Annotated in this window: 29 protein-coding genes and 1 other annotated feature; of the genes, 17 read left to right on the forward strand and 12 right to left on the reverse strand. The window is 36.9% G+C overall.

Going from position 1 to position 26995, the window contains the following annotated elements:
- The 4 genes from QZ413_RS06740 to proB all read right to left on the reverse strand — a co-directional run.
- A partial coding sequence (locus tag QZ413_RS06740; protein WP_297077786.1) for an ABC-F family ATP-binding cassette domain-containing protein occupies nt 1-1618 on the reverse strand: 1618 nt, incomplete at its 3' end.
- A 105-nt stretch (nt 1619-1723) separates the two neighbouring features.
- The gene (locus QZ413_RS06745) at nt 1724-1954 is read right to left on the reverse strand and encodes a hypothetical protein (RefSeq protein ID WP_297077788.1); all 231 of its coding nucleotides are present in this window, start codon (nt 1952-1954) and stop codon (nt 1724-1726) included.
- A 99-nt stretch (nt 1955-2053) separates the two neighbouring features.
- On the reverse strand, nt 2054-3301 hold the full coding sequence (locus QZ413_RS06750) for a glutamate-5-semialdehyde dehydrogenase (RefSeq protein WP_297077790.1): 1248 nt from the start codon (nt 3299-3301) through the stop codon (nt 2054-2056).
- Nucleotides 3302-4105 (reverse strand): glutamate 5-kinase, encoded by an 804-nt coding sequence (gene proB, locus QZ413_RS06755; protein ID WP_297077792.1) that lies wholly within the window; start codon nt 4103-4105, stop codon nt 3302-3304.
- Nucleotides 4106-4334: 229 nt separating this feature from the next.
- Between proB and QZ413_RS06760 the strand changes: the two genes are divergently transcribed.
- The 9 genes from QZ413_RS06760 to QZ413_RS06800 all read left to right on the forward strand — a co-directional run bounded on the left by QZ413_RS06760 (nt 4335) and on the right by QZ413_RS06800 (nt 12911).
- Complete coding sequence (locus QZ413_RS06760; protein ID WP_297077794.1) at nt 4335-4835, forward strand: dUTP diphosphatase; 501 nt, start codon at nt 4335-4337, stop codon at nt 4833-4835.
- A gap of 14 nt (nt 4836-4849) precedes the next feature.
- Complete coding sequence (gene radA / locus QZ413_RS06765) at nt 4850-6220, forward strand: DNA repair protein RadA (protein ID WP_297077796.1); 1371 nt, start codon at nt 4850-4852, stop codon at nt 6218-6220.
- A gap of 16 nt (nt 6221-6236) precedes the next feature.
- Nucleotides 6237-7361 (forward strand): PIN/TRAM domain-containing protein, encoded by a 1125-nt coding sequence (locus tag QZ413_RS06770; RefSeq protein ID WP_297077798.1) that lies wholly within the window; start codon nt 6237-6239, stop codon nt 7359-7361.
- A 147-nt stretch (nt 7362-7508) separates the two neighbouring features.
- Nucleotides 7509-8963 carry a glutamate--tRNA ligase gene (gltX, locus tag QZ413_RS06775; RefSeq protein ID WP_297077802.1) on the forward strand — a complete coding sequence of 485 codons (1455 nt, stop codon included), beginning with the start codon at nt 7509-7511 and terminating at the stop codon, nt 8961-8963.
- Nucleotides 8964-9155, forward strand: a binding site (T-box leader).
- A gap of 67 nt (nt 9156-9222) precedes the next feature.
- The gene (gene epsC, locus QZ413_RS06780; RefSeq protein WP_297077804.1) at nt 9223-9747 is read left to right on the forward strand and encodes a serine O-acetyltransferase EpsC; all 525 of its coding nucleotides are present in this window, start codon (nt 9223-9225) and stop codon (nt 9745-9747) included.
- Nucleotides 9747-11153 (forward strand): cysteine--tRNA ligase, encoded by a 1407-nt coding sequence (cysS, locus tag QZ413_RS06785; protein ID WP_297077806.1) that lies wholly within the window; start codon nt 9747-9749, stop codon nt 11151-11153. The genes epsC and cysS overlap by 1 nt, the downstream gene beginning before the upstream one ends.
- Entirely contained in the window at nt 11154-11555 is a 402-nt protein-coding gene (locus QZ413_RS06790; protein WP_297077807.1) for a Mini-ribonuclease 3, read from the forward strand.
- Nucleotides 11542-12387, forward strand: a complete 846-nt coding sequence (gene rlmB / locus QZ413_RS06795; RefSeq protein ID WP_297077809.1) for a 23S rRNA (guanosine(2251)-2'-O)-methyltransferase RlmB — start codon at nt 11542-11544, stop codon at nt 12385-12387. The genes QZ413_RS06790 and rlmB overlap by 14 nt, the downstream gene beginning before the upstream one ends.
- Nucleotides 12384-12911, forward strand: coding sequence for an NYN domain-containing protein (locus tag QZ413_RS06800; RefSeq protein WP_297077811.1), 528 nt, complete (start codon nt 12384-12386; stop codon nt 12909-12911). Before rlmB ends, QZ413_RS06800 begins: the two co-directional genes overlap by 4 nt.
- Before the next feature lie 42 nt (nt 12912-12953).
- On the opposite strand, the gene hxlB is transcribed toward QZ413_RS06800, so the two are convergent.
- From hxlB to QZ413_RS06835, 7 genes are all read right to left on the reverse strand, one after another.
- Nucleotides 12954-13493 carry a 6-phospho-3-hexuloisomerase gene (gene hxlB / locus QZ413_RS06805; RefSeq protein ID WP_297077812.1) on the reverse strand — a complete coding sequence of 180 codons (540 nt, stop codon included), beginning with the start codon at nt 13491-13493 and terminating at the stop codon, nt 12954-12956.
- Nucleotides 13490-14116 carry an orotidine 5'-phosphate decarboxylase / HUMPS family protein gene (locus tag QZ413_RS06810; RefSeq protein WP_297077813.1) on the reverse strand — a complete coding sequence of 209 codons (627 nt, stop codon included), beginning with the start codon at nt 14114-14116 and terminating at the stop codon, nt 13490-13492. Before QZ413_RS06810 ends, hxlB begins: the two co-directional genes overlap by 4 nt.
- Nucleotides 14113-15075 carry a sugar kinase gene (locus QZ413_RS06815; protein ID WP_297077814.1) on the reverse strand — a complete coding sequence of 321 codons (963 nt, stop codon included), beginning with the start codon at nt 15073-15075 and terminating at the stop codon, nt 14113-14115. Before QZ413_RS06815 ends, QZ413_RS06810 begins: the two co-directional genes overlap by 4 nt.
- A gap of 20 nt (nt 15076-15095) precedes the next feature.
- Nucleotides 15096-16367, reverse strand: a complete 1272-nt coding sequence (locus QZ413_RS06820; RefSeq protein WP_297077816.1) for a gluconate:proton symporter — start codon at nt 16365-16367, stop codon at nt 15096-15098.
- A gap of 14 nt (nt 16368-16381) precedes the next feature.
- Nucleotides 16382-16624: a hypothetical protein gene (locus QZ413_RS06825; protein ID WP_297077817.1), complete on the reverse strand. Its 243-nt coding sequence runs from the start codon at nt 16622-16624 to the stop codon at nt 16382-16384.
- A complete protein-coding gene (locus QZ413_RS06830) occupies nt 16617-17363 on the reverse strand; it encodes a sugar phosphate isomerase/epimerase (RefSeq protein ID WP_297077819.1) in 747 nt (248 codons plus the stop codon). Before QZ413_RS06830 ends, QZ413_RS06825 begins: the two co-directional genes overlap by 8 nt.
- A gap of 174 nt (nt 17364-17537) precedes the next feature.
- A complete protein-coding gene (locus QZ413_RS06835; RefSeq protein ID WP_297077821.1) occupies nt 17538-18521 on the reverse strand; it encodes a LacI family DNA-binding transcriptional regulator in 984 nt (327 codons plus the stop codon).
- A 167-nt stretch (nt 18522-18688) separates the two neighbouring features.
- On the opposite strand from QZ413_RS06835, the gene QZ413_RS06840 reads away from it, so the two are divergent.
- Both QZ413_RS06840 and QZ413_RS06845 read left to right on the forward strand, forming a co-directional pair.
- Nucleotides 18689-19249 carry a sigma-70 family RNA polymerase sigma factor gene (locus QZ413_RS06840; protein WP_297077823.1) on the forward strand — a complete coding sequence of 187 codons (561 nt, stop codon included), beginning with the start codon at nt 18689-18691 and terminating at the stop codon, nt 19247-19249.
- 103 nt (nt 19250-19352) lie between these two features.
- Nucleotides 19353-19598 carry a Veg family protein gene (locus QZ413_RS06845; protein WP_297077825.1) on the forward strand — a complete coding sequence of 82 codons (246 nt, stop codon included), beginning with the start codon at nt 19353-19355 and terminating at the stop codon, nt 19596-19598.
- 80 nt (nt 19599-19678) lie between these two features.
- On the opposite strand, the gene mscL is transcribed toward QZ413_RS06845, so the two are convergent.
- Nucleotides 19679-20137, reverse strand: coding sequence for a large conductance mechanosensitive channel protein MscL (gene mscL / locus QZ413_RS06850; protein ID WP_297077827.1), 459 nt, complete (start codon nt 20135-20137; stop codon nt 19679-19681).
- Between the two features lie 144 nt (nt 20138-20281).
- Here mscL and QZ413_RS06855 point away from each other — a divergent pair, with 144 nt between their 5' ends.
- From QZ413_RS06855 to recA, 6 genes are all read left to right on the forward strand, one after another.
- Nucleotides 20282-21553, forward strand: a complete 1272-nt coding sequence (locus tag QZ413_RS06855; protein ID WP_297077828.1) for an EF-P 5-aminopentanol modification-associated protein YfmF — start codon at nt 20282-20284, stop codon at nt 21551-21553.
- Nucleotides 21540-22847, forward strand: a complete 1308-nt coding sequence (locus tag QZ413_RS06860; RefSeq protein WP_297077830.1) for an EF-P 5-aminopentanol modification-associated protein YfmH — start codon at nt 21540-21542, stop codon at nt 22845-22847. Before QZ413_RS06855 ends, QZ413_RS06860 begins: the two co-directional genes overlap by 14 nt.
- 90 nt (nt 22848-22937) lie before the next feature.
- Nucleotides 22938-23852 (forward strand): RodZ family helix-turn-helix domain-containing protein, encoded by a 915-nt coding sequence (locus tag QZ413_RS06865; protein ID WP_297077832.1) that lies wholly within the window; start codon nt 22938-22940, stop codon nt 23850-23852.
- 24 nt (nt 23853-23876) lie between these two features.
- Nucleotides 23877-24455 (forward strand): CDP-diacylglycerol--glycerol-3-phosphate 3-phosphatidyltransferase, encoded by a 579-nt coding sequence (pgsA, locus tag QZ413_RS06870; protein WP_297077834.1) that lies wholly within the window; start codon nt 23877-23879, stop codon nt 24453-24455.
- Between the two features lie 152 nt (nt 24456-24607).
- Nucleotides 24608-25855 carry a competence/damage-inducible protein A gene (locus QZ413_RS06875; protein WP_297077835.1) on the forward strand — a complete coding sequence of 416 codons (1248 nt, stop codon included), beginning with the start codon at nt 24608-24610 and terminating at the stop codon, nt 25853-25855.
- Between the two features lie 94 nt (nt 25856-25949).
- Nucleotides 25950-26987, forward strand: a complete 1038-nt coding sequence (gene recA, locus QZ413_RS06880) for a recombinase RecA (RefSeq protein WP_297077837.1) — start codon at nt 25950-25952, stop codon at nt 26985-26987.
- Nucleotides 26988-26995: the final 8 nt, after the last annotated feature.

The raw sequence follows: 26995 nt of genomic DNA on the forward strand, positions 1-26995 counted from the left end.
CAGATAATTCAGCAATTCGTGCTTGAACATCTGGATTTTCTAAAAATTCATCATAAGTTGTTTCAGCACGATCCACAACTCCATTTGGGGTTAGCGCAATAATACGGTTTGCTAATGTTTGAATGAACTGGTGATCATGAGAAGCAAATAATAATGAGCCAGTGAAGGACATTAAACCATCATTTAGCGCCGTGATTGATTCTAAATCCAAGTGATTTGTTGGATCATCTAAAACTAAAACATTGGCTTTTGAAAGCATCATTTTAGATAGCATACAGCGGACTTTTTCGCCCCCTGATAAGACATTTACTGATTTTAAGACTTCGTCACCAGAAAAGAGCATACGACCTAAAAAGCTACGTAAGAACGTATTGTCATCTTCTTCTTTACTGGCATACTGACGCAACCAATCTAAAATAGTGATCTCACTTGAGAATTCCTTTGTCGTATCTTTTGCGAGATACGCCTGAGTAGTGGTAACACCCCAACGAACGCTTCCAGTATCTGGTGTTAGATCACCCATAATCACGCGGAAAAGTGTTGTAGTCGCAATATCATTATCGGCAACAAAAGCGACTTTATCATCTTTATTTAATGTAAAGCTGATATTATCTAAGATTTTTTTACCGTCGATTGTGACACTCACATTTTCAACTTGTAATAGATCGTTTCCGATTTCGCGTTCGGGTTTAAAGCCTACGAAAGGATAACGTCTAGATGAAGGTTGAATATCATCTAAAGTAATTTTATCTAGCATTTTTTTACGAGAAGTTGCTTGTTTAGATTTTGAAGCATTTGCGCTAAAACGAGCAATAAAATCTTGCAATTCTTTAATCTGTTCTTCTTTTTTAGCATTTGACTGTGACTGTAATTTTGCAGCTAATTGACTAGATTCTAACCAAAAATCATAGTTTCCGACATATAATTTGATTTTACCAAAATCAAGATCGGCCATGTGTGTACATACTTTATTTAAGAAATGACGGTCATGAGATACAACAATGACTGTATTTTCAAAGTTGATTAAAAATTCTTCTAACCAATTGATTGATTGGATATCTAAACCATTGGTTGGCTCATCTAAAAGCAAGACATCTGGTTTACCAAAAAGAGCTTGAGCTAATAACACTTTGACTTTTTGACCACCAGTTAACTCACTCATCAATGAATCATGTAAGTTTTCTGGGATATTTAATCCTTGTAACAATACTGAAGCTTCTGATTCTGCTTCCCAACCATTTAATTCAGCAAATTCGCCTTCGAGTTCAGCCGCACGAATACCGTCTTCATCGCTAAAATCTTCTTTCATATAAATGGCATCTTTTTCTTTCATGACCTTATACAATTGCTCATGACCCATAATCACAGTTTCTAATACTGTGTATTCTTCAAAATCATAATGATTTTGTCGTAATACAGCTAAACGTTCATTAGGACCAAGAATCACATTTCCTGTAGAAGGTTGGATATCACCAGCCAAAATTTTTAAAAAAGTCGATTTTCCTGCACCATTTGCACCAATCAAGCCATAACAATTTCCGGGCGTAAATTTAATATTAACATCATCAAAAAGTTTGCGATCCGAAAAGTGCAAACTAACATCACTTACTGTAATCAACGCGTTTCCTCACTTTATTTGAATTTGACCGAAGTCTTCTTAAAATTATAGCCGTCCAAGCCCAAACTTTCAAGAAAATCAACAGATTCAAAGGAAACTTTAAGGTCATCCTTGTGATAAACTGTTTTTCCAGTAAGTATGGTTGATATGTTCGACATAGATTGTAATCTGGATTGTTTTTCCTTCGCTTTCATTAATTGCGCGAGAGACACCACGAACAGCATAAAACTTATCCGTTTCTTTTAATTCCACAGTATCCCCTGTACGTGGTACTTCATCGAGTTTACTTTCGATCGTTTTTCTACTATAAAGATCGACAAAAGATACATGATACATAAAAACACCCCTTATTTTATTCGTTCTACTTATTGTAACCTCTTACATTTTAAGAGTAAAGAAAATCCGAACTTCAATGATGAAAGTTCGGATTTATGATCATTCACGAATTTGACCGTTGCCGTAAACGATATATTTGATAGAAGTCAGTTCAGGTAATCCCATTGGACCACGAGCATGGATTTTTTGAGTCGAGATTCCAATTTCAGCACCATAACCAAACATGAAACCATCAGTAAAACGAGTGGAGGCATTGACATAAACTGCAGCAGCATCGACTTCATTTAAGAATTTTTGAGAAGCTTGATAGTTATCCGTAATGATCGCCTCAGAATGTTTCGTATTGTAATAATTGATATGAGCGATAGCATTCTCAATAGAGTCGACTAATTTTACAGCTAAAATATAGTCAGAATACTCCGTTTCCCAATCAGATTCAGTAGCCAAAGTGGCAGATGTCAAATAAGCAAGAGCTTCCTCATCAGCATGCAGTTCGACGTTAGCCTCTAGTAAGGCACGCTCTAAGTGGGGAAGATAGTCTTTGGCAACATCACGATGAATAAGCAGTGTTTCTGCTGCATTACAGACTGAAGGACGTTGAGCTTTAGCATTGACGACGATATCGATCGCCATTTGCAATTGGGCATCTTTATCGATATAAACATGATTATTTCCAGTTCCAGTTTCAATGACAGGTACTGTGGCTGTCTCTTTTACTCGTTTGATCAAGCCAGCGCCACCACGAGGAATCAAAACATCCAGATAATCAGTCAATTTCATCAAAGCTGCTGCTGTTTCATGAGAAGTATCTGAAACAAATTGAATCGCGTATTGAATTTCAGGATAGGCTGCTAAAATTTCTTGCATAATTTGGATCAGTTTTTGATTGGAGTGAAATGCTTCTTTTCCACCACGTAAGATGACAGCATTTCCTGATTTGAAACAAAGACTAGCTGCATCGGTCGTGACATTTGGCCGAGATTCATAGATAATTCCAATAACACCTAAAGGAACTCGTTTCTTTCCAATTAAAAGACCATCTTCAGTTGTCCACATATTATCCACATTACCCACAGGATCAGGTAATTGAATGACTTGGCGAATGCCCTCAGCCATTTCTAAGATACGTTCTGTGGATAACTTCAAACGATCTTGCATTACAGGTGCGATGTTATTTGCAGTAGCTTGTGCCAAATCTTTTTCATTTGCTGCTAAAATGGCTGGTGTTTGGTCGATTAATGCTTGTGCGATTTGTTCTAAAATTTGATTTTTTGCAGTCGTTGTGAGTAGACTTAAAGCATGAGCACTTGTTTTGGCTTGTGTGCCGAGTTGTGTTAGTAAATCCATTTAGCTTTCCTCCTTGAATAGGGTCCCAATTTTTTTACCAGCTAAAATATCAAAAATAATTTTAGGTCGTTGACCATTAGCCAAAACCATCGTGCTATGATTTTTCAATACGCGCTTAGCTGCTTTTAACTTACTAGTCATACCGCCCGTACCATAATCGCTTCCCTTACCGGTAGCTTGAATCAATAAGTCGTCTGTGATATTTGCAATATGCGAATAAAGAGTTGCTTTGGGATCAGTTACTGGATTATTTGTATAAAAACCGTCGATATCTGATAACATAATTAAAAGATCGGCGTCGATCAGTTCACTGACAATTGCAGATAATTGATCATTGTCTCCAAATTTTGTTTGGTGGTCAAGTTCATCTACGGCTACAGTGTCGTTTTCGTTAATGATTGGGATCAATCCCATATCAAGTAGTTGTTCTAAAGTATTGATTACATTGTCACGACTGGTAGGATATTCGACAATATCACGTGTAAGTAACAATTGTGCGGTTTGCTTGCCATAATTAGCAAAGCGTTGATTGTAAATATTCATCAAAGCAGCTTGACCTACAGCTGCAACTGCTTGTTGTTTAGGAATCGTAGTTGGTCTAGTAGCAAGATTAAGATGATTCATTCCAACACCTACAGCTCCAGAAGAGACTAAAATGACTTCTTTTTCTTGATTGCGTAGATCACTTAATACAAATGCCAGTTCATCGATACCACTAAGGTTGATTTCACCATTAGGATACATTAATGAGCTCGTTCCGATTTTGATCACGATTCGTTTTGCTTCATTTAGTTTAGATCGCATATAGACACTCCAAGTTTCTTGTTTTTTATAATTGTTCTTATTTTACCTATAAATGCGTCAGAAGTCATGTTTCTTTTATTAAAAAATTCTGTAAATTATCATGATCTGTTTCGCTTTTGTTTTTTTTCTACTAAATTATCGCTAAAATAGAAATAGTATGATCGATTATCAGATGAGTTTATAGATTCTATGATAGAATAGATTTTGTAATTTAATAGGAGGAAAAAAAGTGAAAAAAAGAGGATTTGAAATTGTAACAACTTACCAAAATCAAGGGATTCGGTTACCTATTCGTGCAACTAAACAAGCAGCTGGCTATGATTTTGAAGCAGCAGAAGATATTGTCATTCCTAGTGTGATCAAGCAGTGGATGCAACATAAGGGAGATTTGACAAAAAGCTTAAAACCAACACTTATTCCGACAGGGATTAAAGCATACATGCAAGAAGATGAATTTTTACAGTTGGCCAACCGATCAAGCAATCCATTAAAACGTTTCTTGATGATGGGAAATGGTGTAGGGATTATCGATGCAGATTATTATGGGAATGATGCAAATGAAGGACACATCATGTTTCAATATATAAACTTTGGAATGACTGACCAAGTCATAAAAAAAGGTGAACGGATCGGACAAGGAATCTTTTTACCATTTTTAAAAGCAGATGAAGATCAAGAGCAAACAAAAGCTACTAGAACAGGTGGATTTGGTTCTTCTGGAGGAAATTAAAAAGGAGGCGTTACATGGCAAAAAAAGCAAAGGTTCAATTTGAATGCCAACATTGTGGTTATGTTTCGCCACGTTTTTTAGGAAAGTGTCCACAATGTCAAAGTTGGAATTCTTTAGTTGAAGTGAAGATACAAGATCAAACGGATCGACGGACACGTGCGACAATCACGGGAGAAAAAATGCGCCCTACACGATTGAATGATGTGATCCCTAAAAAACAAGCTAGAGTACAAACAGAATTAGAAGAATTAAATCGAGTTCTAGGTGGTGGTGTCGTACCAGGTTCAATGGTTTTACTTGGTGGTGATCCTGGGATCGGAAAGTCGACTTTATTATTACAAGTATCCCAACAGTTGGCTGCAACAGGTGGTAAAGTATTATATGTTTCCGGAGAAGAAAGTGCAGAACAAATCAAAATGCGTGCCCAACGCTTAGGTGTTATCGATCAAGAATTTTACTTATATGCAGAAACAGATATGTCTGATATTAGACAAGCTATCGAGGATCTACAACCAGATTACGTTATCATCGATTCGATTCAAACAATGACTCAGCCAGATGTGAGCAGTGTTGCTGGGAGTGTGAGTCAAGTACGTGAAACAACGGCTGAATTGCTCAAAATTGCAAAAAGCAATGGGATTGCGATTTTTATTGTTGGACACGTGACCAAAGAAGGCTCAATTGCAGGACCTAGAATGTTAGAACACATGGTGGATACGGTATTGTATTTTGAAGGGGAACAACATCAAAGTTTTCGAATTCTACGTGCTGTAAAAAATCGCTTTGGTTCAACCAATGAGATCGGTATTTTTGAAATGGTCGAAGGTGGACTAAAAGAAGTACAAAATCCTTCGCAAGTTTTTTTAGAGGAGCGACTGGCCGGAGCGACTGGCTCAGCAATCGTTGTGGCTCTAGAAGGTAGTCGGCCGATTTTGGTTGAAATCCAAGCTTTAGTAACACCTACGATGTTTGGAAATGCCAAAAGAACCACTACGGGCCTAGATTTTAATCGGGTATCCTTGATCATGGCCGTACTGGAAAAACGAACAGGTCTACTTTTGCAAAATCAAGACGCTTATTTGAAAGCTGCTGGAGGCGTTAAATTAAACGAGCCAGCAATCGATTTAGCAATTGCGATCAGTTTAGCCTCTAGTTATAAAGAAAAAGGGACGAGTCCTGAAGAATGTTTTATTGGAGAAATCGGATTGACTGGAGAAATCCGCCGCGTTACTGCAATCGAACAACGGGTGAAAGAAGTTCAAAAACTAGGGTTCACTCGAGTCTATGTTCCTAAAAATAATTTGAGTAATTGGCAAGCACCTAAGGAAATTGAAGTAATCGGTGTAGCAACATTATCAGAAGCTTTGCGCAAAGTGTTTCGGTAAATAAGGAGGGGTGTTGATGAAACAGCGAGTAGTGACAATTTTAATGATACTAGCAGGAATTAGTCTAGGGATTTCGATTTTACCAACTGGTTGGGAGATGATTGGCCAAGCAAATAATGATTGGTTGAACAATACCATCACAAATAGTATTTTGGGAGCACTTATTTTTTACCTTTTATCTCTAATATTTGTGAAGTATATCTTAGCTGGTATCAAGCGTTTGGAAGAAAAATTAAGTGAATTTAGTGTACCCTATATTTTATTTGGTTCGATTGGAGCAATTATCGGCTTACTATTAGGTGTCATTATTTCAATCCCATTTTTTAATTGGCAGTTACCATTCGTCAATAGTATCGTACCTGTTATCATGATGTTTATTCTTGGATATTTAGGTTTTCGTTTGGGGACGACCCGAATGGATGAGTGGCGTAAGATGTTTACGCCAAAAACGAAAAAAAATGAGGAAGCAACTGATAGTCAATTGCTCGATCGAAAAAGTAGTGAGGCCTTCCGAAAATATAAGATATTAGATACGAGTGTGATTATCGACGGACGGATTTATGATATTGCGCAAACGGGGTTCTTAGAAGGAGTATTACTGATTCCAAACTTTGTATTGTTTGAGTTACAATATATCGCAGACTCTAGTGATAGTCTAAAGCGCGTGCGGGGACGTCGGGGATTAGATATTTTAAATGCTTTGCAAGAAGATGAAAAAATCGCAGTTGAGATGTACGAAGGTGACTTTGAAGATATTCCAGAAGTCGATACTAAACTATTAAAATTAGCAAAATTAGTTGATGGGGTCGTTGTGACCAATGACTTTAATTTAAATAAGGTGGCTTCATTCCAAAACGTTCCGGTATTAAATATCAATGCGCTAGCAAATGCAGTCAAACCGGTCGTGATTCCAGGCGAAACGATGAATGTCCTTGTCGTAAAAGCAGGTACAGAAAGACAACAAGGTGTAGCTTATCTTGATGATGGTACGATGGTAGTTGTTGAAGATGGCCAGCACTTTATGAATGAACGAATCGAAGTGGTCGTAACAAGTGCACTACAAACGGCAGCTGGTCGTATGATTTTTGCAAAACCAGCACATGGAACCAGAGGAATTCGCCATGAGGATCAAAATAAATAAAAAAATTGAAAAAATGCTTCAAGGTTGTTCAGTTGACTTTACTATTCGCGCTATTGAATGTACAATTCAACTGAACAGCTTTTTTTGTAAGCGAGAAGAATCATTTTATTTTAGAATAAAATCGATAGTTAAGAAAAGAGGATTATTATGACAAAAGTACGTGTACGTTACGCACCAAGTCCAACTGGACATTTGCATATTGGGAATGCGAGAACCGCACTATTTAACTACCTATATGCACGCCATCATGATGGAGAATTTATTATCCGAATTGAAGATACTGACCAAAAACGTAATATCGCAGATGGTGAAAAAAGCCAGTTAGAAAATTTAGCTTGGCTAGGTATGGAGTGGGATGAATCTCCTCAAAAACCAGGTGAATATGGTCCTTATCGTCAGTCAGAACGTAAAGAGATCTATCAACCAATGATCGATCAACTCCTAGCAAGTAATTTAGCGTATAAGTGTTATTGTACAGAAGAAGAACTAGAAGCAGAACGCGATGCACAACGTTCACATGGTGAAATGCCTCATTACGGTGGTAGATGTGCCAATCTATCTCCAGAAGAGCAAGCAGAAAAAGAATCAATGGGAATTACTCCTGTTATTCGTTTCCGTGTACCAAAAGGTAGTGAGTATCGTTTCAACGATATGGTCAAAGGTGAAATTGCTTTTGAAGCTGAAAATGTAGGTGGAGATTTTGTAATTCAAAAACGCGATGGAATGCCAACATATAATTTTGCAGTAGCTGTCGACGATCATTTGATGAAAATCACACACGTTCTACGTGGAGATGATCATATCGCCAACACACCAAAGCAATTGATGATCTATGAAGCTTTTGGCTGGACACCGCCTGAATTTGGACACATGACTTTGATCATTAATTCAGAAACAGGTAAAAAATTAAGTAAACGTGATGAAACGATTCTACAATTTATCGAACAATATCGTGAATTAGGTTATTTACCAGAAGCAATGTTCAATTTTATTGCTCTTTTGGGTTGGTCACCAGTTGGCGAAGACGAATTATTTAGCCAAGAAGAATTGATTAAATTATTCGACCATGAACGTTTAAGTAAATCACCAGCAGCATTTGATGCTAAAAAATTGGAATGGGTAAACAATGCGTACATGAAAGTTATGGATCTAGATACTTTAACTGCAATGTGTGTACCTTATCTAGTAAAAGCACATGATTTAGGTGAATTGGATGAAACAAAACAAGCTTGGATCAAAAAAATCGTGGCTCTATATCAACCACAAATGAGCTATGCACAAGAAATCGTAGAACTTTCTAGTTTATTCTTTGAAGAACATCCAACATTAGATGAAGCGGCTAAAGAAGTTTTAGCGGGTGAAACTGTACCAACTGTTTTAGCAGCTTTTAAAGAAAAATTAGCTGCAATGGAAATCGTAGAGGCAGCAGAGGTAAAAGCTGCTATCAAAGAAGTTCAAAAAGAAACTGGAATCAAAGGGAAAAATCTCTTTATGCCAATCCGCGTAGCTGTTTCAGGTCAAACACATGGTCCTGAATTACCAGATACCGTAGAATTATTAGGCAAAGAAAAAGCTTTGGCGCATTTAAATCAAATTTTATAGACAAACACAGTGAACAGACGAAGTACGACTTCCTTTTTTTAGAGAGATTGTGGTTGGTGAAAACAATCAAAAGGATGAGGAAATGCACCTGGGAGTGGTTTTGGCTAACGTCAAAAACGGATAAAGACCGTTATTCTTTTAAGGCAGAGAAATCTGTAAAGAAAAGTGGAACCACGCCATCGCGTCTTTTTGCATACAATGTGTATGTAAAAAGACGCGATTTTTTATACTTGAATAAAGGAAGGAAACAATAAAACGAATGAGTTGGATGAAACGCGCAGTTGCTGCAGCTAAAAAAAATGATCCGGCAGCTAGAACGACGCTAGAAGTTATCTTAACATATCCAGGTGTGCATGCTTTATTTTGGCATCGCGTCTCCCATTTTTTATATAAACGACACTTTTTTTTATTAGCACGAATTCATTCTCAAATTTGGCGTAACATTACTGGAATCGAAATCCACCCAGGTGCAACAATTGCTCAAGGGGTATTTATTGATCACGGTATGGGCATTGTGATCGGTGAGACGGCTGAAATTGAAGAGGATGTCGTCCTATTTCATGGTGTAACATTAGGTGGAACAGGTAAAGATCGCGGGAAACGCCATCCGACTGTCAAAAAAGGAGCAGTCATTTCATGCAACACTCAAGTATTAGGTCCGGTAACAATAGGTGAATATGCCAAAATAGGTGCTGGAGCTGTTGTGATCCACGATATTCCCCCTGAGGCTACTGCTGTCGGAGTACCGGCTAAAATTGTACGTTTGAAAGGAGTAAAAATCTAGTGATCAAAATTTATAATACAATGACTAGACAAAAAGAGTTATTTAAACCAATTGAAGAAAATAAAGTAAAAATGTATGTGTGTGGTCCGACTGTTTATAACTATATTCATGTAGGAAATGGTCGAAGTACGGTAGCATTTGATACAATCAGACGCTATTTGACTTATCGTGGCTATACCGTAGAATATGTTTCTAATTTTACTGACGTTGACGATAAAATTATTCGAGTAGCAAATGAATTAGGTGAAACAGCACCAGAAGTTGCCCAACGTTTTATCGATGCATTCAAAGAAGATACTGCTGCCTTAAATGTACAAGAAGCGGATAAAAATCCTCGAGTAATGGATTATATTGACGATATTATTATTTTTATAGAAGAACTAATAAAAAAAGGGTATGCTTACGAAGTCGATGGTGATGTGTATTATCGTACACGAAAATTTAGTGAGTATGGTAAATTAAGTGGCCAATCGATCGACGAGCTAGAAATCGGGGCGAGTCAACGTACTGGTGATGAACAGCAAATTAAAGAAGATCCACTAGACTTCGCTTTATGGAAACATGCTAAAGAAAATGAGATTTCATGGGAAACTCCATGGGGAGCTGGTCGACCAGGATGGCACATCGAATGTTCCGTGATGGCGACAAAAGAATTAGGTGAAACCATCGATATCCACGGTGGTGGTCAAGATTTAGCCTTTCCACATCATGAAAATGAAATTGCGCAAAGTGAAGCAAAAACAGGACATGTATTTGCGAATTATTGGATGCACAATGGTTTTGTTACTATGGGTGCTGAAGATGAAAAGATGAGTAAATCATTAGGCAATTTTGTCACTGTTCACGAATTGATCAAAGAAATTGATCCTCAAGTTCTACGCTTCTTTTTAGCAAGTACCCAGTACCGTCGTCCACTGCGTTATTCGATGGCAGGAATTAAGGAGGCAGGTACGAATCTACAGCGATTGAAAACAACAATCGAGAGCGTAAATTTCCGTTTGGAAACAGCCAAAGAAGCACTTGAAACAGATACGGAACAGTTAAAAGAATTGACGGAGTTATTTGAACAGTTTACTGCTGAGATGGATGATGACTTTAATACTGCCAATGGATTGACGGTTATCTATGAATTAAGTAAATGGACAAATCGTTATATTGAACAGACAGACGTATCAAAAATCGTATTAGACAAGGCCTTGGAATATTTAACGACTTGGTTAGCGATTTTTGGTGTTGAATTTACTACAGAACTATTAGATGATGCCGTCGAACAATTAATTAAAGAACGTAATAAAGCACGAGCTGATCGTAATTTTGCGCGTAGTGATGAGATTCGTGATTTTTTAAAAGCTGAAGGAATTATTTTAGAAGATACTGCACAAGGAACACGTTGGAGACGAGATTAAATGAGAGATTACAAACAACTAAATGGATTAGCATTAGCTTATGTAGGAGATGCGATTTACGAAGTCTATATTCGGGATTACTTAGTTTCTACTGGACTGACTCGACCAAATCAATTGCATAAAGCAGCAACACAATACGTTTCTGCGAAAGCACAAGCAGCTTTGATACATCAAATGCTTGAAGAAGACTTACTGACTATAGAAGAACAAGATTTTTATCGTAGAGGACGTAATAGTAAAAGTTATACGAGCGCCAAAAATGCCGATATCACGACATATCGTATTTCAACAGGATTTGAAGCATTGATGGGGTATCTACACTTAACAAAACAACAAGCACGATTAGAAGAATTGATCGAATGGTGCATTGAGAAAGTAGGCGATTTACATGGTAAGAAATAATCCACGTAAAAACCAAAGAGATTCATTTGATAAAAAAAGAAATACAAAACCAAGAAAAACCCAAAATGTATCACGTGAGCCTGAGCGAACTCCTGAAGAGTTAGCCGAAAATTTTGTTTTCGGACACCATGCAGTTGTCGAAGCCTTGAAACAAGGTCGAGGAAATAAACTCTTTTTATTAGAAGATGCACATGGTGAGAATATCGATGCTTTAAAAGAATTGAGTCGTGAACAAGCTGTCCCAGTAAAATGGGTTCCTAAACAAAAACTAGATACAATGAGTCAAAATGGCGTTCATCAAGGAATGATTCTAGCGATTACACCTTATGAATATTTGAGCTTAGATGAATTGATCGAACGTACGCCAGAGCAACCGTTCTATTTAATATTAGATAGTTTAGAAGACCCACATAATTTTGGTTCAATTTTACGAACAGCAGATGCTAGTGGAGTAGATGGAATCATCATCCCTAAACATCGTGCTGTAGGGATTACACCTGTCGTCGTAAAAACATCAACTGGTGCTGTTGAGCATGTACCGATTGCGCGTGTAACCAATTTATCTCAAGCAGTCAAACATCTGAAAGAAAAAGGTTTTTGGATTTTTGGAACAGATATGAAAGGGACAAATTATCGTTCTTGGAATGCTAAAGGTGCAATTGCTCTAATTGTAGGAAATGAAGGTCGTGGTATGAGCGAAGGCTTGAAAAAAGAAACAGACGAGCTATTGACGATTCCAATGACTGGACATGTTCAAAGTTTAAATGCGGGAGTTGCAGCTGGGTTATTGATGTATGAAGCATATTATCAACGACGAGTGGATACAGTATGAAAAATGAATTGTTGATTGTGGATGGCTACAATATGATCGGAGCATGGCCAGAACTGACAACATTGAAAAATCAAGATCGCTTAGAAGAAGCCAGAGAAAATCTCTTGCAAAAATTGTCGAATATGGCAAAATATGAAGGTCTAGCTGTGATCGTCGTATTTGATGCACAATTAGTTCCTGGAGTAACGCAGAGTTATCAAAAGTATCAGCTTGAGGTGATTTTCACTGAAGAAGGTGAGACTGCCGATTCTTATATTGAACGAATCGCGGGTGAGAAAAACAATGTATTGACTCAAGTACGGGTAGCAACTAGTGATTTAGCAGAACAATGGGTAGTTTTTTCGCAAGGCGCCTTACGAATATCTGCGCGTGAGTTATATCAACAAATTCAAAAAACTGAAAAAAATATTAAGCAACATCAAAAAGAAATTCATTATAGTGCTTATCGTCGAAACTCTCCTTGGGATATGGATCAATTGGCATTATTAAATCAAAAGCTCAACGAATTGAGTAAAAAAAAATAGCTGAATCAAACTTGTAGTCTGTTACAAGTTTGATTCAGTTTTTTATTCGATATTAACATGTTCACTAAGCGCCTCTTCATTTGAGGTTTGATCTTTATTTGCGATCATTAAAGCAAGTATATCTAGCGTAATATGGACTGTTTGATCAAATAAAGTCGAAAGTAATTGTATCGATTGGATTCCAGAACCGGTCTTAGTAGCACCAGGAACGATCAAACAATGATCAGCTAGTTTGGCAAGAGGGGAGTTTGGCTCGCTTGTGATCGCTAAAATGGTCAATCCTAATTTTTTAGCTGTTTCAGTTTCTTTTACAATACCAGAAGTTGTACCTGATCCAGAAATCGCAACCCAAAGATCACCCTTTCGGATCGATGGTGTAATTGTTTCACCGATCACAAAATCTGTATATCCAATGTGCATTAAACGCATCGCAAAACTTTTGGCTTGAAATCCGCTACGGCCCGCACCTGTAATAAAAATGCGTGTATTTTTATCAAATAATCCCATTGCTTTTTCTAGTTGGTCTTCAGAAACCTCTTGCATAACTTGATTGATTTCATTCATTACCTGTACGTTTATCATTTGGAAATGACCCCCTTAAATTCTTGAATAGCTTTTATTGGATCGGTTGCTTTGGTAATAGCTGATCCTACGATAACTTGTTCGACACTGCCTTGTTCTTGTAGCTTTTGTGCAGTATTTAAGTCGATTCCACCAGCGATCGCTAAACGTTTGATAGTAGGAAAACGTTCTTTAAATTGTTTGACTGTAGCAACAGCATCAAAGCAATCTTTTCGATCAATCGAATGATGAAGTGCATAGATAGCTTTATCGAATTGTGTAATTTGTGTGATTTTTTCTTCAGTAACTTCCAATAAGTCGATGACCATTGTTTTTTGATATGCTTGACTGACTTCATAACAGGTTTCTAGAGTATCGACTGAAGCAGCTCCCATCACCGTGATGTAGTCAGCTCCATATTTAAATCCTTGTGTGAATTCGTACTCTCCTTCATCAATCGTTTTGCTATCTACTAATAATGTTGCATGGTCACAGACTTCTTTTATAGTTGAAATGGCTAAATTTCCATAATCTTTAACTAAAGAGGTTCCTAGTTCGATTACATCTGCATAAGCATCTAGTTGTGTAGCTAATTGCTTTGCTTGATTTAAAGAAATTCGATCGATCGCTACTTGTAGTTTCATATTTGAACCTCTTGTGCAGTTAGAAATCGTGCTAACTCTTCTTGTGTTGGATAGCCATCACTATCGCCAGCTGATTGTACTGCTAGAGCACCGACTGCATTTGCACGGATCACTGCTTCTTTTAATGAAAGGTTTTCCATCAAACCAGTTAACAAACCTACAGCAAATCCATCTCCAGCCCCGACCGTATCGATCACTTCTTTGACATAAAAGCCTGGAACAGTAAATCTTTCACCATCTTTGGTTTTAACAAATGCGCCATCTTCACCTAATTTGACAATAACTGTTTTTGTAGCAGTACCATTGTTTAAATAAAAATCAGCGATGGTATCAGGATCACGACTACCTACCAAGATATCGGCTTCATTAATACCTGGTAAAACAATCGTCGCAAATGATGCCAAATAATTTAACGTATCACGCATTTTATCCGTACTCTCCCAAAGTTGTGGTCGCAAATTTGGATCAAAGGTCGTTGGGATATTATGGTGCGCGAGTAATTCGATTAAATGTGTAAATGCTTGACATGCTTGTTGTGAAATCGCAGGAAAAATCCCAGATAAGTGAGCGAATTTTAATGTTGAAAAATCGATTTTTTCTAAAATTGCTTGATTAAAATGTGCAGCAGCTGAACCTTTTCTAAAATAGAAGATACTAGGATCACCCGAACTTACTCGATCTTTTAGCTGAAAAGCAGTCCAGTAATCAGAAGTTTCTTCTACAAGGGAGGTATCTATTTGATTTTTTTTAAGTTCTTTGATAATAAACTCACCAAAAGGATCCTTACCCACTTGAGAGATATACGTACTAGTGTGACCAAGTCGTGAAACGCCAACAGCTACATTGACTTCAGCACCTGCTAAAAACTTTTGAAATTGTGTAGCATCCGTTAGCGATCGGTCGATTTCTTTAGAGCCGAATAATGCGATAGGTTCCCCAATAGTTAAAAATTCTGTCATGATAATTACCCCTTTTCTAATTATAATAAAATATAGGCTACAAATAAGTTAATCACTGTTGCTCCCCAAGCCCAAGGGAGTCCAGTTAGTAAGAAAGTCTTCGTGTCTAATTTAGCGTATTGAACTGACCATAGATTCCAAGATTGAGTAATACAAGCAGAAACACCCATCATAGAAGGAACCACTAACAATCCGTATAAGAAATATTGATTAAATAAACCAGTGCTTACTAAAATAGCTGCTGTAGCTGCTCCAGCACCGTATAGCATCAATGGACCTCTAAAATAAGATAGAGGTGCAATAATCGCGACGATGATAATCAAGAGTAATTTACTATTTGGAATGATTTGTTGGAACAATTCAGTAAAGCTAGAAGTCGCATGAATCGCAGCTGATTGGAACATAGTTAACACAAACAGCATGATCAATAGTCCAGCAATGTCGCTGATTGCTAACTTTGCAGTATCATTCATCATCTTAACGAAACGTTTATAACTTTTCATATTTCCAGTCGTCAAAAATGCAAGTAATGTAGAAAAGAGTAGAGCTGGGATAGCATCCCATTTAGCAAAAATACTAAGTGCGACTGGTAAAATCGGGAGAATATATGTCCAGATTGGAACGTCTAAAGTAGTGTCTTTAAAATCACTTTCAACAATTACAGGGATTCCGCTGCGAATTTTTTTAGCATTGAATAAAATAAAGACGATCAATACAGCCAATTGAACAAACATCGCAACGAAACCAAATCGTTGGTAATGTGGTCCCCAAGCAACTTCGGGGAAGAAAACTTGGAATTGAACAAATAAGACATTATTGACATACATTGCAGCGCCGATGGCAATAGTAAAAACGGAAACAGCAATCGGCTTTGGAACACCGATAGAAAACATAATTGGGAATAAAATCACACCAACAGCGATCGCTGACCCAACACCATATGAACTAGTAAAAATCAGTACAATAACGATTGCAATCAAGATAGTAGCAAGTACAGGTCTTTTTTTACCAACTTTTTCAGTTCGACGACTGATACTACCAGCGATTCCTGTATCAACTAGTACTCGGCCAAACCAAGATCCGAAAATGATATAAGCAGCTGTTTTTCCATAATTTAAAACAGGATCAGTAAAGATTTCTTTGATTGCTGTTTGAAAAGGAACCATTCCGATAATGGTCCATAAAACGGCCATAGCAAAGAATCCGACTGTCAAGTTTCCACCCTTCATTGCATAAATGACAAAAACGATAAATGTAATGGCAAGTAATATTCCAGTAATTGCACCACCCATGAGTCTGTGCCTCCCTAATAGTTATTTAGTTCACTTAAAATCCGTTGATAACTTGATCGTGGTCGTGCATCATGATCTGTAAAAAATTCATTTTCGATCGTATTAAATTGTTGAATCAAGTAATAGGCCGATAGATAGGCTGCTAATGCTTCTTTTGCAGCTGCTTCCATATCTTTTTTCTCGATTTCTGGACGGTGAATCGTTTTCATAAAGTTATATGCAAATGTTTCGGGATCGATTTTCGTTTGATTACTCATGAACTAAAACCTCCTGGATTTTTTCTTTTGCTCTTAAAATAGTAGCTGTATCTTGAGTAGGGTATTCGATGGCTACTGGAATATTTGGTAGGGCATTGATTGCTTGCTTCCAATCGATAATCCCCAGATCTAAATCTGTTGCTACAGGTTTATCCTCATGGAAAGTGACGTCTTTCAAATGTAAGTAAGTAACATAAGAAGCTAATAAATCAAGTGCGTCTTGTTCATTCTCATCGACAAAGCGAAAATTCCCTAAATCAAATACATATCCAATAGGTAGCTGTGCTTCTTTGATTTTTTTCATAAATGAAGCAATCGTGGCGATTTTTCCAGACTCAACAGTTTGGTCATTTTCGATCGCAATAGTAACCCCTTTTTTTAGTAGCGCTTTCAATTCGTGAGTTAAAAGATCATTTTTAAATTCACCGATCGTAAACTTAACTTGTGAAACTCCTAAAAATAAAGCTTCTTCTAAATAATCTTGAAGGTGAGGATTGATATACCCATCAAGATAAAGCTGATCAGGAATGCTGTAAAAAAGAGTTAAATTTCGTCTTTTAGCAATATCTCGAATAGGAGCTAACTCATTTTTTAAATCTCTAAAATATTCTCTACGAATCTCTATATGCTCAAATCCTAAATCAGAAGCTTGTTCAACAAGTTCGAGTTGAGTCGCTCCATTTTTAAATTCGCTATCAAATACTAGTAAGTTCAAAAAAATTGGCTGTGTAGTCGTCATTTTTAATTTTCCTCCTTTAGGAAACCGGTTTCTATAATCAAATAGTAAACCGGTTCCCTTTATATGTCAACGCTTTCATTTTTAAAAAACAAAAATAAAAAAAAGAACTAAACTGACTAATCCCATAGATAAGGGTGCTAGTCAATCGTTCTTTTTTTCTAAAATAACACAAGTTTATAATGATGAACGCCAACGAATTGCTGAAGGCACAATAATTTGGTGCTGCTTGTCTGTATCGTATAGTTGTGCTAATAAAGTCGATGCAGCCGTTTCGCCAATCGTTAAAGAAGGTTGTTCGATACTGGTAATTCCTGGTCCAATCAGCTCTGTAATATTCCAGTCATCAAAGCCTGTAATACCGAGCTGTTCTGGTAAAGAAATGTTGTGATGAATTAACCATTTCAAACAGTGCATCAACATTCGACCATTTGAGGCAAAAAGTACTGTTTTTTGAGTTAGTGGAAATAAATGTGAAAGGTATTCTTCAACTTCGTGTTGTTGCGATAATTCAACTAAAGAAAGCTGTTGATTTGAATAGTGAACATATTGTTCGAACACGTGATAGCGAGCAGCACGTGTTCGAACTTCTTCTAGCGGCTCACTCATAACAACGATGTGTTCATATCCTTGCTTCTCGATCTCTGTAGCTAAAATTTTTGTCGCTTCTTCATTGTTGGTTAACACACTTGGCCATTGTTTAGGAGAAGTATCACGATCGACTAAGACGACTGGAATCCCCCGTTCTTTTAGCAACTGATAGGTAACGCTCTTACTGGAAGAAGGTTGTAAGATAATGGCGTCAACATTTTGATCGATCAAACGTTCGAGTAAGATTTGTTCTCTAGTAATAGAATTTGCAGCATCCATAATGATCATTTGATAACCTTTTTTTTCCAAAATATTTCCGATACCTTTGAGTAATAGAGAAGAGAACATGTTAGAAATATCGGCTACGACGACACCAATCAGGTAGCTATGTTTCGATTTTAACGCTTGAGCTTGTTTGTTGGGTCGATAGTTTAGTTCTTTGATGACATCTTCGATTCGTTTCTTTGTTTGATCAGACATATTGTTATAATTATTATTTAAAAAACGCGATACAGTAGTTTTTGAGACTCCAGCTTTTTGAGCTACATCATTGATAGTGATTTTTTTCATGTATGCACTCCTTTACAGACTTTTTTATTATTATACTCAAAGATCAGAAGGATCACCAAATAGAATGAGAGATGGTGCATGATTTGCTAAAATATTGAACAGTTTTATGAGAAACGCTACGTATTTTCTTTGCTATACTCTGGAAATTAAAAAAAGGAGGGGTAGCAATGACCGATAGCGAACAATTCGAACAAACAGAGAACGATCAGCTGTTTCAATTATTTCGTCAATACTTTCCAGTAATTTTAGCAATGAGAAAAAAATACTATATTAAAGGATTTGATGAGGATGATTGGGCACAAGAAGGGTACATTTCACTATATAAAGCTAAATGTGCATATGATCCAAGTAAAGGAGCTAGCTTTGGCTCATTTTTCAAGCGAACATTTGAAAATAATATCAAAAGCCAATTACGTAAACAAAATGCATACAAACGTCAAACAGATCAGCTTGCAACGTCTCTAGAAGAACATACGTATCGTGTGTCGAATGAAGCTACTTCGTTGTATCCCAATGTAATTTATGAAGACTCTTTAAATCGTTTATTGATTATCGAAGCATTGAATGGTTGCATTGATGATCTACCTTATGTAACGCAACAAGTGTTGTTGAAAACTTTAGAAGGAAAAGAGTTATCAGATATCGCAAGTGAATTAAATTTACCGGCACGAACGGTGCGTTATCAAGTAAATAAAATAAAAATGAAAATAAGTTTGCTACTTTATTAAGAAAATAAGGTGAAAAAGAAAAATTAGTTGAAAAAAAATAATAATTATGATAAATTTGTATGTTTAGTCTATTTATGTTACACTGTTTGTTGAGGTGAAGATGATGCCAATGACTTTAGCAACAATCAAGCAAGACTTAGAAGGAAAAATCGGTTATGAATTGATGCTCGTTGCCCAAACTGGTAGAAAGCGTCACACAGAGCGTCGTGGTGTGTTAACAGAGACATATCCCGCTGTATTCGTAGTAGATTTAGATCCTGAAGAAAATTCTTTTGAACGTGTTTCCTATAGTTATTCAGATATTTTGACAAAAACAGTCGAAATTGAATTTTTGGATAACGCGGTTTAAGTTTTATCATCAGTAAATGAACTTATCTTAAATAACAAAAAACTCCTCACTGATCAAATCAGTGAGGAGTTTTTTGTTATTTATTCTTTATCATAAGGATGATTTGGATCGTAAATTTGCCCATCTTGTTGAGCTTTCAAAAGATCACGGATTTCGGCTAAATAATCTTCAGCAGTTGGTGTATCTTCTACGACTTCTTCAACTGGATTGCGTAAATCTTTGGCTTTATTTGCAGCACGCACGACCATAAATAAGACAAATCCTGTAATAATGAAGGTTACGATTGCACTAATGACATCGCCAAACTGAAAAACGACACCGTTGACTTTGACATCTAGTATAGTGAGTGAATCTTCTAAACTCCCATTTTTAGTTCCAGGAATAAATGAAATAATTAGTCCAATCAATGGAGTAATCAATCCATCAACGACTTGTTTGACAATAGCAGTAAACGCACTCCCGATTACGACCCCAACAGCTAAATCAAGTACACTGCCTTTAACGATAAACTCTTTGAATTCACCTAAGATTTTTTTCAATGAAAAATGCCCCCTTTAAATAACTGATAAATTCAGTATAACGAAAAGTTAAGAATTAGGAAATCATTTAAACCCCTCTGAATTTTCTCGCTTTCTGCATTATGTTATACTGAAGAGCAAGAATAATAGAAAAGAGGTAAGCGAATGGAACACTTACAGTCAGGAATTACATTACAAATCATTCCAACTAAAAAATATAAAACTACACGTTTATTTATTCGCTTTACTAGTCGACATACAGCTGATGAAGCAACAAAACGTACATTATTGACTAGTTTACTAGAGACTAATAGTAAACAATATCCTACACAGACGGTATTGAGTAAAAAACTTGCTGAATTATATGGTGCAAGTTTTGGGATTAATGTGGCTAAAAAAGGAAATCTTCACCAAGTAAATGTGGGGCTGACTTTAGTAAACGGCAAGTATATTGCAGATGAATCCTTACTTTTAGAAGGAATCGACTTTTTAGAAACCATTTTATTTGAGCCTAATACTACACAAGAATCATTTGATGAAGCGACGTTTCTACTTGAAAAAGAGAACTTACTTGCTTATTTGGAAAGTATCTCAGAAGATAAACAAACCTATGCTTCATTAAAATTACAAGAACTATATTTTAGTGAGGACGCAGAGCAAAAAGTCCCTAGTTTTGGTGACGCTAAGCGTTTAGCTACACTAACTGCTGCACAATTATATCAAACACATCAAGAAATGTTACAAAACGATCATATCGATATTTTTGTGGTGGGTGATGTCGATAGTGACAGCGTACGCCAACGTTTTGCGGAGTGGAAATTTCCGGCTACTAAACGCGTACATCCTGAATTATATGTTGATGTCGTGCAAAACAATATTATCAAAGAAAACATTTTACGTGAGCCAGTCACACAAGCGAAATTAAACTTAGGGTATCGTTCAGGCGTGTATTATGAATCTGAACAACGTATGGCATTTACCGTGTTCAATGGTCTATTTGGTGGATTTCCGCATTCTAAATTATTTACTAACGTGCGAGAAAAAGCGAGTCTAGCCTATTATGCATCAAGTAGTATTGATACATTTCGTGGTATGGTCACAGTCCAAACAGGGATTGATAGTCAAAATCGCGAACGAGTAATGAAGCTGATCCATGAACAGCTCCTAGCGATTCAACAAGGAGATATCAGTGAAAAAGAATTGATGCAGACCAAAGAGATGTTAAAAAATCAATACTTACTCTCTCAAGATTATGTACAAGCACTAATCGAACAGCAATATTTGGCTACTTGGCTCCCACACACTAAACGAACTGAAGAACAAGTGATTAAAGAGATCATGGCTGTGACCAAAAAAGATGTTCAAAAAATCGCTAAGAACCTAGAATTACATGCGGTCTTTTGTTTAGAAGGAGATAGTCACAATGGAGAAAATTGAGTATCAGCAAATCAATGAAACACTATATAAAGAAGTTTTAGATAACGGTCTAAAAGTGTTTTTATTACCAAAACCAGGATTTCATAAAACATATGGTTTATTTAGTACAAACTATGGCTCGATCGACAATGCTTTTGGCTATGAAAAAGATGCAATTCAACATGTTCCGGATGGAATCGCACATTTTTTAGAGCATAAATTATTTGAAAAAGAAGATGGCGATGTCTTTCATGTTTTCGGTGAACAAGGTGCTTCAGCGAACGCGTTTACGAGCTTTACTCGAACGAGTTATCTTTTTTCTGCTAGCGATCGTGTTCAAGACAATCTAACGACACTCTTAAATTTCGTACAAGAACCTTATTTTACGAAGGAAACGGTAGAAAAGGAAAAAGGTATTATTGGACAAGAGATTCAAATGTATGAAGATGATGCTAATTGGCGCCAATTTTTCGGAATCATCGGGAATCTTTTTCCAAATCATCCACTTCACATTGATATTGCGGGGACGGTTGCTAGTATTGCCGAAATTACAGCTGAAGATCTTTACCTATGCTATAACACGTTTTATCATCCAAGTAATATGACCTTATTTATCGTAGGCGATTTTGATCCAAATGAAATGCTCGAATATATTCGTCAAAATCAAGAAGCTAAAGAATTTGAACCAATTCGTCCAATTATTCGTCAATTTCCAAATGAAACATATGAAGATATCGTACCTTTTGCTCAATTGGCATTACCAGTCACACGTACGAAATCAGTGATTGGAATCAAAGGATTGCTTGAAAATTTACCAGAAGATGAAGTTGAAAAAATTAAATTTAGACTGTCTTTACAATTACTTTTCCAACTTTTATTGGGCAACACATCTGATAATTATTTAGAATTGTACCAAGAAGGAGTGATCGATGATACATTTGGTTTTGAATTGACGATCGATCGGGGCTTTTATTTTGCTGATTTTTCTAGTGATACCGATCAAGCAGATGATTTTGAGCATGCGATAAGAAAAATTTTGCTGACTTTTGATACAAGTGAAGCGGTGAATGATGAAGCTTTGACACTGTTGAAGAAAAAAATGCTTGGAAAGTTTTTCCAATCGTTGAATTCGCTTGAATTTATCGCAAATCAATTTACCCAAGATCTCTACGAAACAGTTACCTTATTTGATATCCCAGAAATCATTCAACAAATTGAATTAGCGGATATTCTTAAAGCAGGTCATTCATTTATTCGCAAAGAGGCCTTTAGTCGCTTTGATGTCATCCCTCAACAAGATTTAGCGAAAGAGTAGCCTTTAAAAAAAGTGTAAACTCTAATTTTTCTACACAAGTTACAATTGATTTGTGGTATCTTTAATAGGGAAACAATCAGAAAAAATCGTATGGAGACTGGAGTAGATGGACGAGTGAGCAATGAGATTTTGATTGGTGAACGATTGCGGGAAGCCCGTTTAGATAAAAATTTAACAATCGATGGGTTACAGCAAAAAACGAAAATCCAAAAACGATATTTAGAAGCATTAGAAGCAGGTCAATTTGAGGCATTACCGGGTGAATTTTATATTCGCTCGTTTATTAAACAATACGCAGTAGCTGTAGATCTAGATGGAGAACACTTGGTTCATCTATATGAAGGTCAGTTGCCACCAGAAACGGTGATGCCACAACGTGAACAGCCGCAAACAATTCAAGGGTCACGTAAAGCTCAACACGTTGCAGAACGTCAGAAAAAGACATGGATGGATTTTTTACCAATGATCTTACTAGGATTGGTTGCGATGACCGTTTTATCTGTGGTCTTTTATATGACATGGTCTGACCGTAAGGCAAGCCCTGCAATTAATCAGACGAGCTCATCTGTTGCTGTAGACAATCAAGTGTCTTCAGTATCGAGCGAAGCGACGAAAGCAAGTACAAAAGAGAGCACAAAGCAAAGTACAACGGAAAGCAAAAAACAAGAAACAGATGCTATGAAAATCGAACGTGTGACGTCAACACAAGCACAAGCAACCATGAATATCACGAAAGCTAAAGCACCATTGACCTTAACTTTTAAGGGAAAAGGTGGTCGCTGTTGGGTGGGAGTCATGATCAATAATGATTATGCCTATCAATATACATTTGAAGATGGTGTGACTCAAGAATTTGCCTTACCAGAAGGAACCTCGACTGCGACATTGATTTTGGGTGCTAGTGAGTACATTGAAGTCCAAGCAAACAAAAAGGCGATCGATTTCAACGATCCTAAATTTGAGGCATTACAAAAAAATGTTGTGTTAAATATTTCATATCTTTAATTGTTAAGAAAGAGGAGTAAACTTGTGAATTTACCTAATAAATTAACCGTGCTACGGATCATTATGATCCCGATCTTTATTGTAGTATTAGCTATTCCTTTCGACTGGGGAACTATTGCTGTACAGTCACTGAATTTACCGGTAACACATTTAGTGGCTGCTATTTTATTTGCCGTGGCAAGTATCACTGATTGGCTGGATGGCTATATTGCACGTGCTAGAAATCTAGTAACGAATTTTGGCAAGTTTGCAGATCCATTAGCAGATAAAATGCTCGTGATGACTGCTTTTATTATGCTTGTTGCGCTTGCTAAAGCACCAGCTTGGGTAGTGGCGATTATTGTTTGTCGTGAGTTAGCTGTTACAGGCTTGCGTTTACTACTTGTTGAAGGTGGCGAAGTAATGGCAGCAGCATGGCCTGGAAAGGTCAAGACAGCTACACAAATGGTTGCGATTATTTTATTATTGATCAATAATTGGCCGTTTGTCTATATTGGTCTACCTGTTGATCAAATCATGCTATATGCATGCTTGATTTTTACGATCTATTCAGGTATCGATTATTTTGCCAAAAATACAGCAGTATTCAAAGGATCTATGTAAGATATAGACTATAAGGGTAGTTTATCTGATAAATGCATTTCAAATAGGAAAGTATTCTGTTTGAGCTATAATGTAATCAGAAGACTAAACTTATAGTCTATTTTATTTTGTAAATAAGCCAAAATGGCGTATTTAAAGTTAGGGGAGCGAATATGAAAGCAGAAATTATTGCAGTAGGAACAGAATTACTTTTGGGGCAAATCGTCAACACAAACGCGACATTTCTTGCTGAAGAGTTGGCTAATGTAGGAATCGATTTGTATTATCAAAGTGTAGTAGGAGATAATGAAGCACGTTTAGAGGAACTATTATCGCTTGCAGAAAGTCGTAGTGACTTGGTCGTGTTATGTGGTGGATTAGGACCAACCAAAGACGATCTTACGAAACAAGTAGTCGCAAAACATGTTGGCAAACCACTAGTGCAAGATGAAAAAGGTTACCAAAAACTGGTTGATTTTTTTGCTAAACGTAACCAAGAGATGACTGAAAATAATCTATTACAAGCATTGATTATTGAAGGAGCGATTCCTTTAGAAAACGAAACGGGCCTAGCAGTCGGCATGCTATATAAAGATGAAACGACTCAAACAAGTTATTTACTGTTTCCAGGACCGCCTAATGAATTAAAACCAATGGTCTACAATCATGCACTTCCATTGATTGCTAAACAATTTTTACAAAAAGATCATTTACTTTCACGTGTATTACGCTTTTATGGGATTGGAGAATCGCGTTTAGTGACAGAATTAGAAGATTTGATCGAAGGGCAGTCCAATCCAACAGTTGCTCCTTATGCCAAACCAAACGAAGTTACATTACGTCTAACAGTTAAAACCGATTCACCCAAAAATGGAGAAGTATTACTGGATCAATTAGAGCAAACTATTTTAGCTCGGGTAGGGGACTACTTTTATGGGTATGGCGATCAAAATTCGCTAGCTAAAGTCGTCGTTGATGAGTTAAGTAAAAGACAACAAACACTAGCTGTTGCAGAAAGTTTGACTTCAGGTTTAGTACAAGCGACCTTAGGCGATATCTCGGGTGTTTCTGAAGTATTTAAAGGCGGCGTTGTAGTTTATACAAAACAGATGAAAATCGATCTGTTGCATCTAGATGAAACGCAGCTTGAACAAGAAGGAACAGTTTCTGAGTTTTGTGCTTACGAAATGGCGCAAAATATTCGTAAACAATCGGCTGCTGATTATGGTATAGCGCTAACTGGTGTAGCGGGTCCAACTAGTATTGAAGATAAAAAAGTTGGTACAGTTTATATTGGCTTAGCGACTCCTGAAAAAACCTTTGTTAAAGAACTTTATATCCCCAGAGATCGTCAATCGATTCGTCAAAATGCTGTTATAGCAGCATTTGATCTACTCAGAAAAGAAATCTTAAGAAAATAGAAAAAGGCGAATATTTGTTCGCTTTTTCTTGCAATTTTAAGTTATAAAGGCTATGATTATATAATAGAAGCAAAAGAAAAGGGAGGATTGTCTAGTGGCAGATGATCGTAAAGCAGCCTTAGATGCTGCGTTGAAAAAAATTGAAAAGAATTTCGGTAAAGGTGCCGTTATGAAACTTGGCGAAAAAGTAGATCAACAGATTTCCACAATTCCAAGTGGTTCACTGGCTTTAGATGTTGCGCTAGGTGTCGGTGGATATCCTCGTGGACGAATTATTGAAGTATACGGTCCAGAAAGTTCTGGTAAAACAACAGTTGCTTTACATGCAATTGCCGAAGTTCAAAAAAATGGTGGTACTGCTGCCTTTATCGATGCTGAACACGCACTAGATCCTAAATATGCTGAAAATCTAGGTGTAAATATTGATGATCTATTACTTTCACAGCCGGATACAGGTGAACAAGGTTTAGAAATCGCAGATGCCTTAGTATCAAGTGGTGCAGTAGATATGGTTGTCGTTGACTCGGTAGCTGCATTAGTGCCAAGAGCCGAGATCGATGGTGAGATGGGTGCCTCACACGTAGGACTACAAGCTCGTTTGATGTCACAAGCTTTACGTAAATTATCTGGATCAATCAACAAAACAAAAACAATTGCGATTTTTATCAACCAAATCCGTGAGAAAGTCGGCGTGATGTTTGGAAATCCTGAAACTACACCTGGTGGACGTGCATTGAAATTCTACGCAACGATTCGTTTAGAAGTACGTCGCGCAGAGCAGTTGAAATCTGGTACTGATATTATCGGAAACCGTACTAAGATCAAAGTTGTTAAAAATAAAGTAGCACCACCTTTTAGAATTGCCGAAGTCGACATCATGTATGGAGAGGGAATCTCGCAAGTAGGTGAATTACTTGATATGGCGGCTGAAATGGATATTATTGATAAAAGTGGTGCTTGGTATTCATATAAAGGAGATCGTATCGGTCAAGGTCGTGAAAATGTGAAGCAATACATGAAAGAGCATCCTGAGATGGTCGAAGAAGTTTCTTTACGTGTTCGTGATGCATATGGAATTGGTACAGGTGAAACGTTAGTTGAAGAGGTTGCTGTGGAAACAGAAGCAGAATAAACGTTCAA

The organism is uncultured Enterococcus sp. (assembly GCF_913775425.1).
Taxonomy (GTDB): domain Bacteria; phylum Bacillota; class Bacilli; order Lactobacillales; family Enterococcaceae; genus Enterococcus_G.

Excerpts from the sequence above, each read along its gene's own strand:
- QZ413_RS06820 (WP_297077816.1), bottom strand. The coding sequence starts at position 16,367 with ATGGGTGGTGCAATTACTGGAATATTACTTGCCATTACATTTATCGTT.
- QZ413_RS06855 (WP_297077828.1), top strand. The coding sequence starts at position 20,282 with ATGGAACACTTACAGTCAGGAATTACATTACAAATCATTCCAACTAAA.
- QZ413_RS06745 (WP_297077788.1), bottom strand. The coding sequence starts at position 1,954 with ATGTATCATGTATCTTTTGTCGATCTTTATAGTAGAAAAACGATCGAA.
- QZ413_RS06800 (WP_297077811.1), top strand. The coding sequence starts at position 12,384 with ATGAAAAATGAATTGTTGATTGTGGATGGCTACAATATGATCGGAGCA.
- QZ413_RS06810 (WP_297077813.1), bottom strand. The coding sequence starts at position 14,116 with ATGAAACTACAAGTAGCGATCGATCGAATTTCTTTAAATCAAGCAAAG.
- QZ413_RS06830 (WP_297077819.1), bottom strand. The coding sequence starts at position 17,363 with ATGACGACTACACAGCCAATTTTTTTGAACTTACTAGTATTTGATAGC.
- QZ413_RS06770 (WP_297077798.1), top strand. The coding sequence starts at position 6,237 with ATGAAACAGCGAGTAGTGACAATTTTAATGATACTAGCAGGAATTAGT.
- QZ413_RS06840 (WP_297077823.1), top strand. The coding sequence starts at position 18,689 with ATGACCGATAGCGAACAATTCGAACAAACAGAGAACGATCAGCTGTTT.
- QZ413_RS06815 (WP_297077814.1), bottom strand. The coding sequence starts at position 15,075 with ATGACAGAATTTTTAACTATTGGGGAACCTATCGCATTATTCGGCTCT.
- QZ413_RS06860 (WP_297077830.1), top strand. The coding sequence starts at position 21,540 with ATGGAGAAAATTGAGTATCAGCAAATCAATGAAACACTATATAAAGAA.
- QZ413_RS06825 (WP_297077817.1), bottom strand. The coding sequence starts at position 16,624 with ATGAGTAATCAAACGAAAATCGATCCCGAAACATTTGCATATAACTTT.
- QZ413_RS06790 (WP_297077807.1), top strand. The coding sequence starts at position 11,154 with ATGAGAGATTACAAACAACTAAATGGATTAGCATTAGCTTATGTAGGA.
- hxlB (WP_297077812.1), bottom strand. The coding sequence starts at position 13,493 with ATGATAAACGTACAGGTAATGAATGAAATCAATCAAGTTATGCAAGAG.
- QZ413_RS06835 (WP_297077821.1), bottom strand. The coding sequence starts at position 18,521 with ATGAAAAAAATCACTATCAATGATGTAGCTCAAAAAGCTGGAGTCTCA.
- QZ413_RS06845 (WP_297077825.1), top strand. The coding sequence starts at position 19,353 with ATGCCAATGACTTTAGCAACAATCAAGCAAGACTTAGAAGGAAAAATC.
- radA (WP_297077796.1), top strand. The coding sequence starts at position 4,850 with ATGGCAAAAAAAGCAAAGGTTCAATTTGAATGCCAACATTGTGGTTAT.
- QZ413_RS06865 (WP_297077832.1), top strand. The coding sequence starts at position 22,938 with ATGGAGACTGGAGTAGATGGACGAGTGAGCAATGAGATTTTGATTGGT.
- QZ413_RS06750 (WP_297077790.1), bottom strand. The coding sequence starts at position 3,301 with ATGGATTTACTAACACAACTCGGCACACAAGCCAAAACAAGTGCTCAT.
- gltX (WP_297077802.1), top strand. The coding sequence starts at position 7,509 with ATGACAAAAGTACGTGTACGTTACGCACCAAGTCCAACTGGACATTTG.
- QZ413_RS06875 (WP_297077835.1), top strand. The coding sequence starts at position 24,608 with ATGAAAGCAGAAATTATTGCAGTAGGAACAGAATTACTTTTGGGGCAA.
- rlmB (WP_297077809.1), top strand. The coding sequence starts at position 11,542 with ATGGTAAGAAATAATCCACGTAAAAACCAAAGAGATTCATTTGATAAA.
- epsC (WP_297077804.1), top strand. The coding sequence starts at position 9,223 with ATGAGTTGGATGAAACGCGCAGTTGCTGCAGCTAAAAAAAATGATCCG.
- proB (WP_297077792.1), bottom strand. The coding sequence starts at position 4,105 with ATGCGATCTAAACTAAATGAAGCAAAACGAATCGTGATCAAAATCGGA.